14 protein-coding genes are annotated in these 10,132 nt (G+C 61.8%); 6 read left to right on the top strand and 8 right to left on the bottom strand.

Translation table 11 applies throughout. The features are described from left to right. Nucleotides 1–209 (top strand): stress response translation initiation inhibitor YciH (yciH, locus tag L21_RS01640; RefSeq protein ID WP_074368765.1); only part of this gene is annotated, 209 nt, incomplete at its 5' end. A 129-nt stretch (nt 210–338) separates the two neighbouring features. Then, complete coding sequence (locus L21_RS01635; protein WP_074368764.1) at nt 339–674, top strand: type II secretion system protein E; 336 nt, start codon at nt 339–341, stop codon at nt 672–674. Between the two features lie 5 nt (nt 675–679). On the opposite strand, the gene L21_RS01630 is transcribed toward L21_RS01635, so the two are convergent. Together L21_RS01630 and L21_RS01625 are read right to left on the bottom strand one after the other, a co-directional pair. Further along, nucleotides 680–940, bottom strand: a complete 261-nt coding sequence (locus tag L21_RS01630) for a hypothetical protein (RefSeq protein WP_074368763.1) — start codon at nt 938–940, stop codon at nt 680–682. After that, nucleotides 933–1,430, bottom strand: a complete 498-nt coding sequence (locus L21_RS01625) for a YkgJ family cysteine cluster protein (protein WP_256711947.1) — start codon at nt 1,428–1,430, stop codon at nt 933–935. Before L21_RS01625 ends, L21_RS01630 begins: the two co-directional genes overlap by 8 nt. Nucleotides 1,431–1,525: 95 nt before the next feature. Here L21_RS01625 and L21_RS01620 point away from each other — a divergent pair, with 95 nt between their 5' ends. After that, complete coding sequence (locus tag L21_RS01620) at nt 1,526–2,704, top strand: nucleotidyltransferase family protein (RefSeq protein WP_074368761.1); 1,179 nt, start codon at nt 1,526–1,528, stop codon at nt 2,702–2,704. A 94-nt stretch (nt 2,705–2,798) separates the two neighbouring features. On the opposite strand, the gene L21_RS01615 is transcribed toward L21_RS01620, so the two are convergent. From L21_RS01615 to L21_RS01600, 4 genes are all read right to left on the bottom strand, one after another. Next, nucleotides 2,799–3,764: a hypothetical protein gene (locus L21_RS01615; protein ID WP_074368760.1), complete on the bottom strand. Its 966-nt coding sequence runs from the start codon at nt 3,762–3,764 to the stop codon at nt 2,799–2,801. A 76-nt stretch (nt 3,765–3,840) separates the two neighbouring features. Then, nucleotides 3,841–5,943 carry a hypothetical protein gene (locus L21_RS01610; protein WP_074368759.1) on the bottom strand — a complete coding sequence of 701 codons (2,103 nt, stop codon included), beginning with the start codon at nt 5,941–5,943 and terminating at the stop codon, nt 3,841–3,843. A 279-nt stretch (nt 5,944–6,222) separates the two neighbouring features. Then, nucleotides 6,223–7,011, bottom strand: a complete 789-nt coding sequence (locus L21_RS01605) for a CBS domain-containing ParB/RepB/Spo0J family partition protein (protein WP_074368768.1) — start codon at nt 7,009–7,011, stop codon at nt 6,223–6,225. Nucleotides 7,012–7,078: 67 nt separating this feature from the next. Further along, a complete protein-coding gene (locus tag L21_RS01600; RefSeq protein WP_074368758.1) occupies nt 7,079–7,549 on the bottom strand; it encodes an Hsp20/alpha crystallin family protein in 471 nt (156 codons plus the stop codon). Between the two features lie 155 nt (nt 7,550–7,704). On the opposite strand from L21_RS01600, the gene L21_RS01595 reads away from it, so the two are divergent. Together L21_RS01595 and L21_RS01590 are read left to right on the top strand one after the other, a co-directional pair. Beyond that, nucleotides 7,705–8,406 (top strand): hypothetical protein, encoded by a 702-nt coding sequence (locus L21_RS01595; RefSeq protein WP_074368757.1) that lies wholly within the window; start codon nt 7,705–7,707, stop codon nt 8,404–8,406. A gap of 46 nt (nt 8,407–8,452) precedes the next feature. Continuing rightward, the gene (locus L21_RS01590) at nt 8,453–8,731 is read left to right on the top strand and encodes a thioredoxin family protein (protein ID WP_074368756.1); all 279 of its coding nucleotides are present in this window, start codon (nt 8,453–8,455) and stop codon (nt 8,729–8,731) included. Between the two features lie 3 nt (nt 8,732–8,734). Here the strand turns inward: L21_RS01590 and L21_RS01585 are convergent, their stop codons facing one another. Beyond that, on the bottom strand, nt 8,735–9,325 hold the full coding sequence (locus L21_RS01585) for an HVO_0476 family zinc finger protein (protein ID WP_074368755.1): 591 nt from the start codon (nt 9,323–9,325) through the stop codon (nt 8,735–8,737). A 33-nt stretch (nt 9,326–9,358) separates the two neighbouring features. Between L21_RS01585 and L21_RS01580 the strand changes: the two genes are divergently transcribed. Beyond that, the gene (locus tag L21_RS01580) at nt 9,359–9,814 is read left to right on the top strand and encodes a DUF371 domain-containing protein (RefSeq protein ID WP_074368754.1); all 456 of its coding nucleotides are present in this window, start codon (nt 9,359–9,361) and stop codon (nt 9,812–9,814) included. A gap of 87 nt (nt 9,815–9,901) precedes the next feature. Here L21_RS01580 and L21_RS01575 read toward each other — a convergent pair whose 3' ends face one another. Further along, the gene (locus tag L21_RS01575) at nt 9,902–10,090 is read right to left on the bottom strand and encodes a hypothetical protein (protein WP_074368753.1); all 189 of its coding nucleotides are present in this window, start codon (nt 10,088–10,090) and stop codon (nt 9,902–9,904) included. Nucleotides 10,091–10,132 lie beyond the last annotated feature (42 nt).

Raw genomic sequence — 10,132 nt, 5'->3', positions numbered from 1 at the left:
ACAGGCGCCGGTATGGGAAAGAAGTCACGGTCATCGAGGGCCTCGACCCCTATGACATCGATCTCGAAGACCTCTCCAAGTTCCTGAAAGCGAAACTGGCCTGTGGCGGCACGGTCAAGGACTCCTCGATCGAGCTGCAGGGCAACCATCGCGAGCGGGTGAAGGACCTGCTCGCTCAGAAAGGATACAACATGGAAAATATCAGTTGACCGGGCTGTCCTCCATAGAGGATCCGGACACTTTTTTTACGAAGACACTGCGCCGGATGAGGCTGTTCCCTCTCCGGACGGGAGACACTATAATCAGCAGACAGGTACAATACAGAGGGTGGACGACCTATGGTGATGAGATGTTCGTTTGCGCTCGATTCCGACCTGATGGAGCAGATCGACCAGTTTGCCAGGGATAACGCGTTCGACAGAAACGAGGCGATTCTCGAGTTGATTGAGGCCGGTCTTGCCTCCAAGGAGGCGGGGGCGGTGACGGTCCGGCAACCGCGCTCGTTTGAGGAGTTGAACCGGCTCCAGCAGGAACTTGAGGATGTCAAAGAAGTCCTTACCGAGCTTAGGAACGAAGTCCGGCTGGTCCACCACACGATCGAGACCGACTGGAACAAAGAGGCGAAGGGCGTTCCGTTCCAGACAAAGCACCCCTGGGAGTTCTGGCGGAAGTAGCCCGGTTAACTGATGATGTTTGCGATGCTGCGGAACCCCTCGCCGGAGAGGTCGTCGCAGAGAACCGCCTCGATCTTTGCCATGGCGATATCGGGTGCGTCCCGGCACCGGCTGCAGTAGGCCCGTGCCGGCGACGGCAGCTCTATTCCTTTGACCACGACGCGAGCGGAATGGACGCAGAGCCTGCATTGGTCGACGGGAACGCTCTCCTTTTCCGTGCACCGGACCCGGCCCCGGACGACCGTAAGACGCCGGGGTTCATTCATAAGCTTCGACCCGGTATCCCGCACTGCCGAGGACCGCGGCAACCTCGCTTTTCCAGGCGGTATCGTCGTCGATTGCGAGCGGTGCGACCCCCTCCTCCCAGCACCGGCGGAGAGCGGCATCCTCGGTGACGAGGCTTCTCCTCCCTTTCACCCTCCCGGCCTCCTGCCCGCCGGAATCGAAGATCCGCATGGTGCAGCAGATGTACGACCGGCAGATCAGCGGGCGGCTGTCATGGATGGTGCAGACGTACTTCCCCCTCTCCCCGGGGAGGGGCCGGAGGAACGGGCACCAGGAGGGGTGTCTGTCGTTCTCGGAGGTCTCCCTGAAGGCGTCGAGGAACCGCTCCTCTACCCGGGCGCGGAACGTGCCGCCGACGACCTTCTGCCGGCAGAGGAAATCGCGGCTCGTGAGCCTCTTCTCGACCTCGATGAGCGCGCCGCCTGCCTGCATGCAGCACTTTCCGCAGAGGTTACATTCGAACGCCGTCATCCTGTAGATTCTTTGCATAATGATGGATAAAGGTTCGCGAACGAGTGCTTTGCCGCCCCAATAGGGTTAAATCGATACGCATACAATGGAGTGGCATGAAGGTGTGCATTATGTGCGGAGGGGAGGGCACACGGCTCCGCCCCCTCACATTCGGGCGTCCTAAGCCGTGTATTCCAATCGTCAACAAACCCTCGATCCAGCACCTTGTCTCACACCTCGCGAACCTCGGGTTCAACGACGTGGTGATCACGCTCGGCTACATGAGCGAGTCCATCGAGGCGGCCCTCGGGGACGGGTCGCTCTTCGGGGTCAACGTCACCTACGTCCACGAGAAGACGAAACTCGGGACGGCGGGGAGCGTCAAGAACGCCCAGAAATACCTTGAAGAGCAGCCGTTCCTGGTCGTCGGCGGCGACCACGTGGTGGGCCTGAACCTGCTCGAGTTCTACCGCGAGCACCTTGGAAACGACTCGATCACCACCATCGGGCTCATCAGCATCGACGACCCGACGGAGTACGGGATCGCCGAGATCGATGCAAACTACCAGATCAAACGGTTCAAGGAGAAGCCGAGCCCGGGCGAGATCTTCTCGAACCTTGCGAGCACCGGGATGTACGTCTGCAACCCGGAGATCTTCGACCATATCCCGACCGGCGAGAAGTTCGACTTCGCCCGGAACCTCTTCCCCGAACTGATGGAGAAGGGTTACCCCCTCAGAGCCTGGCTTGCCCGCGGCAACTGGTCGGACGTGGGGAGCCCGAGGTCGCTCCGCGAAGCGGAACGGTGGAAACTGCAGGATATCGGGTTCACGAACATCTCCGGCGACCTCTACATCAAGGGCGCCCGGATCCTCGGCCCGGCGCAGGTAGGGAGTTGCGTCTCGATTGCGGCGAACTCCCGGGTGATCGGGCCGGTCTCGATCGGAGCCGGGACGATCATCGAGGAGAACGTCATCATCGGGCCGTATACGAGCATCGGGGAAGGCTGTATCATCAAGAACAGCGCGAAGATCTTCTCTTCGTCCATCTACAACCGGGTGGTGATCGGGAGAGACAGTACCGTCAGCGGGAGCATCATCGACAACGACACCCTCATCGGCAGCGGGTGCAACATCGAGCACGACACGGTCATCGGGCCGCACGTGGTCATGAAGAGCGGCGTGGTCATCCACTCCGGGACCCGGCTCTGGCCGGAGGTGATCATCCCGGAGGGGACGGTCGTGAAAGAGCACGTCTTGAACGAAGATTACGATACCCGGACCGAGGGGTCGTAGGACCCCGACATTCCCGGTTCTCTTTTTACCCGCAAAGACTCTCCCGCGGGTATTTTCTCCGCAACGCGCCGGCGGAGCGTGGCGTCAACCTGCTTTAGATCATGAGGCTCAGGACGATGATCTCCGAGCCGTCAGTTCCGTGAGCCATGACCACGACGTACACCGGCGTGCCGTTGTTCGATACCCCGCCCCCCGTCCAGGCGGCCTGTGACCCTCTAACAGCCGCAAGTCCCCCGGTCGGGTCGACCGTCGCGGTAAAACCGCTTGCGGCGCACGCGGAGGCGTTCGAGACGTCGACTCCGTTCATGAAGACCGAGAACGGCAGATCGGGGTCGAGCACGGAGGCGGGAGGCACCTCCTCGACGGTGATGACGATTGCGTCGGGCGCGGTGCGCTCGGCGGAGACGGCGGCCGTCATCAGCGCTGTTCCGGGGTTCACGTCGATCATCCCCGCACCGAGCATCGCATGGGCGGCGAGCGGGGGGAGAACCGCGACGACGAGGATGGCGGCGGCCGTGGAGCAGAGGATGAGCCGGGATGCCGCGGCACCCTCGTCCGGCCCGGCCGCTCTCTCCCGGAAGAACGAGACGACGAAGGCCCCGAGGGCGGCGAGGACTGCCATAGCGAGGCCGATCGCGAGGAGGGGAAGAGCGTGGTTCGCGAGGGTAGAGCAGATCGCAGAGAGGAGATCCCCGGGTCCGGCGGAGCTTCCGTGGCCGAAGACCAATATGGTCGTAAAATGGAGTTCGTTGATTAAAAACGCTACACATCCGGCGATCCCGCCTGCAAGGACGGCCGCACTCCTGTTTGCCCCGCCCTCCCGCGAGAGGGCGACCGGGAGCATCCCCGCGAGGAGGAGGGCGAGGATGCCGAGCACCAGGTTCTGGTACGTGCCGATGCCGTCGAAGAGCCCATGGTTGTAGCAGGCGATATCGCTCCAGCACCAGGTATGGACGTGGGTCAGGAGCGCCAGCAGTCCGCCGCCGACGAGGCCGGCGAAAAGCGAGGCGGGGAGGAGGCGCTTGAGGTTCTGCAGGGTCGCCGGGCGGTCGAACGTCATGGATTCACACTGAATGACTGTTGCCGATAGCTACTATCTTTACCTTTCCGAAATTCACCTGCAGGGTGGGTGACGTTCACGGCGATTTACCCCCCCGCCCCGTCACTGCCTGGACTGCGTAGATCACCACCGCCCACGCGGCGGCAAGGCAGAACCCGAGGGCCATCCAGACAAAGGGAGAGATCCAGGGGGCAGGACGCAATCCCTGCCAGACGGCATGCATCATCATGAGCGGGTAGATGAGGATGCCGAAGACGAGGGTGCCCGAGACGAGAACAGCCCGGCAAGGTCGCTTCAGGGGAAGATGGCGCTTGAGGAGAAGGTACGGCGCGATCACCCCGAGACCGATGAGCGTGAGGGCCGACAGGAATATCATGAGGTTCAGCAGGGCATCGAGAAGCGTCGATACACCGAGAGGCTCGCTCGTGGGGAGGTAAAACGGCGGGATTGGCATCCATGTCGAACCGGTCAGGTAGGCGGAGATGAGGGAGAGGAACAGGAGGACGGCGGCGAGGAGCGGAATCGCACCAACGATCCGCCTTTTCCGGGTCTCCAGTTCGGTCAGCGTACCCGCAAAGAGGAGAGCGGCGGAGCACCCGAAGAGGAAGGGCGTCAGGAGGAGGATGCCGGCATACCGGATCATCTCTGAGATGTAGAGGAACGGTTTCGCCTCCGGCATCCGGTTCGGTCGTACCTCTTCATCGAGCCCCTCGCCCGGGGCCCGGATCGCCGACGGGGATAGCCGCTGTGCGATCAGCGCTTTGAGGGACCTGTCCGGGTCGGGGCCCACGGTGCTGTATGTCCCGTAGTAGACGATGAAGAAGTCGTTGCTCCTGCCGTCGTCAAACGGCCTCTCGTAGGTGAGGATGTAGCCCCTCGTGGTCTTGCCGACAAAGAGCCAGGCGGGGTATTCCCTCTCCGCGTCGGAGCGTTCGAACCCGGCGGCACGGAGGTGGTCGCCGAGATCGAGCGTCGTCTCCGAAATTTCTCCGAAACCGGTCAGGGATTCAAGTGCTGCTTTCTTATCGCTTCTGAACGTCCGTTCGTTCTCGTACCACCACTGTTCGGCGATGTATCTCTCCTCCGTGTGTTCCCGGGTGTATACTGTGCGATATACCTTTCCGGAGAGAGATGAGAGCGAAAGAGGGCTACCCCCAAGACAGGGTTCGTCGATGAGATAGTTGCCTTCGATCGTGGGGACGGTGGACCACGGGTATTCAAGATCCCCGGGTCCCTGGGGAACAAACCAGCACCGCTTCAACCAGGGATTGGGGCTGGAGTGATCGTAGCCCGTAAGAAAACATCCGGGGTCGAGGTATCCCGGGACGAACCAGACGAGGAGGAGACAGAGGAGAAGCAACCCGAAGATCCGGGCCTGCTGCGGCGGGTTGCCGCTCCCCTTCAGGAGACGGCGGACGACCAGAGGGATGGAGAGCACCGCCGCCCCGGCGACCCCGAGGCAGAGGACGGAGAGGGTCGAGAGGGAGAGGGAGAGCCAGGGGACGAGGGACGGAACGGGATCGATCCTGAAGATCGCCACCGTCAGGCAGGGGAAGAGGAGGGTGCCGAGCACTGCCGCGGTGGCGTACGGCCGCTTCATCGGGGCGTACCGGTCGATGAGGAGGATGGGCAAGATCGTCGCGAGAGAGAGGAGGCCGATGCCCGAAAGAGAGATGACGGCGCTCATCAGGACGTCGACGGCGGGCGATAGGCCGAAGTAGGCCCACCCGGGAACGTAAAACGGCAGTATCATCTGCATCGATCCTGCGAGAAGGGCGGGGACCAGGTAGAGCAGGACGAGCGCGACGGCCAGGGCGAGTACCCGCAGGCCCGATCCGGCCTTCCTCCTCACCAGTGCGAAGAGAAGTGCTGCGGAGCACCCGAAGAGAACGGCCGCGAGCAGGTATACGCCGCCGTATTCGAAGATGATGAACGGGTAGGTGTTGCCCCCACCGAAGAGTTCCGGCGCGAGAAAGCCCGGAAGGAACCAGAGGAGCGATATGCAGAGCAGGTAGAGTTCGGCGATCACGACGGTGTGCGGCGGCCGCCCCCCGAGATGGTCTTCTGTCCAGCGGGTGATTGATTCTCGTATGCCTCTCATCTCGACGCTCCGATCCGGCCTGGCTTCGTGCCCGTTCTCGTCCGCGAAGAGCCATGTCGGCTGCGAAACAGCACGCACTCTTGAAAAGCCTTCAGGACAACTGAGGCTCGTCACCTCTCTGAATTAGGAGCGGACGTTTCGGATGGTTCGAAATGCTATTTAATATCAGATATACTTTCTGATGGATTCAATCAGGTTAAGTAGACTTTATGCTCATCAGAGCATGCAGCCGGGACGTCGGAGCAATACCCGCATGGGACGGTTACGGCACCCGCGGGTTGCTGTATCGGAGATGTCCGACCCGATCTCCGGGCTGAAAAAAAGGCTGAAATCCCCTCCTCCCGGCGGAGGGCCCCCTCACCCGTGCCTGACAAGCCGGTGCGTCAGCGCGACGAGGGGGTGGCGGGCGTAATCGAGCACCTTGATGTCGTCGAGCGTTTTCAGGTTCAGCGTCCGGGCCGTCCGCTCCATCCCGAGTTCGATGTTCTCCCTGACCTCGATGATGTAGGCGTCGAGGTTCGTGATCCCGAGCCGTTTTGCTGCAATCGCGCGGTGGTGCCCGTCGACCAGGATCCAGCGGCCCGGCCGCCGGACGACGATCAGGGGTTCGGCGAGCCCTTTCTTGATCTCGTACATCCGCCCCTCGAGTTCGTCCTCGTAGATCTTCGACTGGGTGGGCAGGAGGTCGTTGATCGGGACCGAGCCCCGCTTCAGGGTCGGCTCGACCCCGTAGAGTTTTTTCAGGGTCTCGATGAACTTGAAGACCTTCTCCGGCGAGACGTGCTCGATCTGCGACCTGATGACGTCGGCGTTCGACATGATCCCGATGAGCTCGTTCTTCTCGTTGACGACCGGGAGTTTCTGGATGCCGGAGCGGAAGATGACCCGGGCGGCGTCGTTCACGCTCATGTCCGGATCGGCGACGATGAGATGACGGGACATCACCTGCTCCACCGGCGTCGACGGATGGGCAAAGAGGAGGTCCCGTGCCGATATGTAGCCCACCACCTCTTTTGAGTTCTCCACGACCGGAAAACCGTCATGATGCGTCTTCTTTATGGTCTCGATGACATCTCGGACCGTCCCGTGGGCGTTGACGGTGACGACGTCGTAGGTCATGTAATCCTTGACCCTCTTCTTATCCATCATGATAGTGTCACGCTGGCCCGACATGAAATGTTCGGTCGAACCCGGCAATGCCCCCGAAAAATGGTTATTCAATGGGGATCGTCGTCCCGGTCTCGCTCGGCGCTTTCTTCAGCCGAACTTCGAGAACCCCGTTCTTGAACGATGCGGCGGAGCTCTCCTCGGTCACTTCCGCCGGAAGCAGCACCGTGCGGCTCATCTGGCCGTAGATGCGCTCCCGCATGAAGAAATCACGGCTCTCCTCCCCGGTCTCTTCCGCCCGCCTGCTGGTGATCTCCAGGTGTTGGGGATCGGTGAGCCGGACGGCGACGTTCTCCTTCTCGACGCCGGGCAGATCGGCAACGACGATCACCTCGTCCTCGTGGTCGCGGACATCCACGCGGAAGTCGCGGACAGCCGGGACGACCCGGCCCCGGACCTCCTCTCCCCGCGCGCTGATCCCGCCGAGCATGGACTGGAACCTGCTCTCCATCTCGGCCATCAGGTCGTCGAAGTCCTGCCAGATCGTCCGGTATGGTCCTCGTTCGATTCTTGCCATTGTAATCACTCCTGTAGACTCGGATCGCCCCGGATGACCGGGTCGCCCAGGGCTAACTTTTAGGTAGTGTTTATGGAATATAAATGTGTCTCAAACTCCTCATTTCTCTCCAGGACAATACCATTTTATTTCACCAAACGGCGATTGTACTCATAATGAAAAAGACACAGCAGAAGACCTCGAAGGACGACAACTCCCCGTGGATGAAATGGGCCTACGTGGGAATTGCCCTTCTGGTTGCGGTTGCCATGGTTGGCACCTACCTCGCCCCGATGTTCGAGAAGAAACCGGCCGCCCAGGTAGGAAACACGGCGGTGATCGACTACACGATTCTCAGCGAGGACGGGCGCCCCCTCATCACGACCGACCAGAACCTCCTCGTAAGCGAGTACGAGAAGGGGAACAATAAGATTTTCTTGACCTCCGGCCTGGAGATGCCCGTCGGCGGGCAGGTCTCGGGTGAGAACATCGCACCTGTTCCTATCTTATACCCGGAAACCAACGGGACCGCGAGATTCGGCCTGCTCGGCTTCGAGACCAACGCAATCTCCGTGGGGCTCGTCGGGATGCGGGCCGGCGAGACGAAGACGATCAGTTTCTCCTACGGGGAGAATGACCTTGCCATGAACCTGAGCGAAGAAGACATGGCTGGTCTCGGCTTTAACCTTACGGATTGGGATGTGGGCGATCTGATTGCGCTCGGGTTGACGGCGTCGCCGGATATCCCCCTCGGCAACGAGACCGGTGAGGCCGCGTCACTGCGCTTTGGGGAGATCGTCGACAAGACACCTGACTCGGTAACCGTCAAGTACCGCTACGGCAGCGCCCGGGTCACCCTCAATGGCATAACCGGGTGACGGCACCCCCCACAGTTTTTTATAATCTCCCCGTGACCTGCCTTACATGGCGGTAAAGGTGATCAGTTTCTACCAGGAAGGATGCATGGGGTGCGAGGAGCAGACCCCGATCCTGCGTGAGGCCGAGAAGGATCTTGGCATCAAGATAGAAGAGATCGATGCCGTGAAGAACCCGGAGTACATCAAGAAGTATAACCTCCGGGTGACGCCGACGACCATCGTCTTCGACGGCGACGAGGTCAGGGAGCGGATGGAGGGGCTCGTCCACCGTGAAGACCTCGAGGCCGCGATCCGCCGCCACCTCACCGAGCCCCTGCCGCGGTGAGGGTCAGCGCCCCCGGGTGCGGCCTTCGAGATACCCGTAGACCCGTTTCACCCGGCGGGCAAACGTCTTCCACCCTTCTTTTCGTATAACCGGTCCGTCGCGGAGTTTGATGTGCGAGATCCGGATTTGCCTGCCGCCGAAGGTGTAGGTCTCCCCGACGACGAACTCGTCCTCGCCGTCGGCAGTCTGGTAGAGCGGGATGGTCGTGCGCCCGGTATGGATCGACGCCTTCACCACGACCTGCTCGATCCCCCGCGTCCAGAGGGTCGTCACCTCGCCGGCCGCCGCCCGGCGAACCCGCTTTGGCCCTACCTCGATGCCCGTGACCTCGACACCGAAGACCTCGTCGCCGCACTCCGCGGCGATCCGGTCGCCGAGGGAGACGGCCTCGTCGTCGAACATCTCGACGCTGCAGACCATCGACTCCGTCTCCCGGCTCACGATGGCCCTGATGGTAAGGATCTCGGGTTCGGGCGGCCTCGGTATCCGGTGAACCTGGCCGCACTCGCTGCACTGCACCACCAGTTCGGCGGCTTCCCGGAGAACCTGGTGTTCGCACTCCTCTTTACAGACGGGGCAAACGATGCTGATCATTCATTAGCAATAGCGTCCCTCTCCTAATTAAGCATGAAGGCGAGGGATATCGTGCGGGCGCGGGGGCACCCGCTGGTCAGGGGAACCCATCGAACGACGTTTGAGGTGACAAAAGACGAGACGCTGACAGAGACCGGGGACTGCATCATCGCCGTCGCCGCCGACAAGGGTGCCGCCGACCTTGATTCCGGCCTCAAAGCGCTGCTGTGCGACGACCGGGCGGTGCTCACGACCCGCCTTACCGCGGGGGGCGAGACCGTCGAGGTGACGTCGCGGGGGAGCGCGGCGTTCACCCTCGATCACCCCGCCGACCTCGTCTGGCGGCGGAGCGACTTCGTCTCCGACCGGACGGTGGGCATCCGATCCGACCGGGTCGCGGCGACCCTCCCCCGGGAGTTCATCGAGGCGCTCCGGCGGGAGGAGGAACTGGTGGTCGAACTCGAGGTGGAGATTCCTGAGGACGACGGGCCGAAGGAGAGTTACAAGTAATTATACCGAACTTCGCGCTCTTCGCGGCTTCGCGTGAGTTAACGGTATATAGGCGACGATACGACCTCGCGCGAAGTGCGCCCTCCCTCACCGGCCGTCCCGTGCCCCGTCCCGGATCTCGCCGAGGACCAGTACGCCGATTCCGAGGAGCAGAACCGCCGCGAAGATCCCGACAGTCAGGATCACTCCCGCCGGGAGCCCCCTGAGGAGATCCAGGCTCGCGACGACGCCCACAACAAAGACCGTTATCACCGCCCACGCCTTCTCGTCCACCATGATGCGTGGTGCGCCGTTCTATGGCATATGCGTTTTGAAAAG

The organism is Methanoculleus chikugoensis, assembly GCF_900095385.1.
In the GTDB taxonomy this organism is placed as follows: domain Archaea; phylum Halobacteriota; class Methanomicrobia; order Methanomicrobiales; family Methanoculleaceae; genus Methanoculleus; species Methanoculleus chikugoensis_A.
This window is presented reverse-complemented; position numbering and strand designations above follow the sequence as displayed.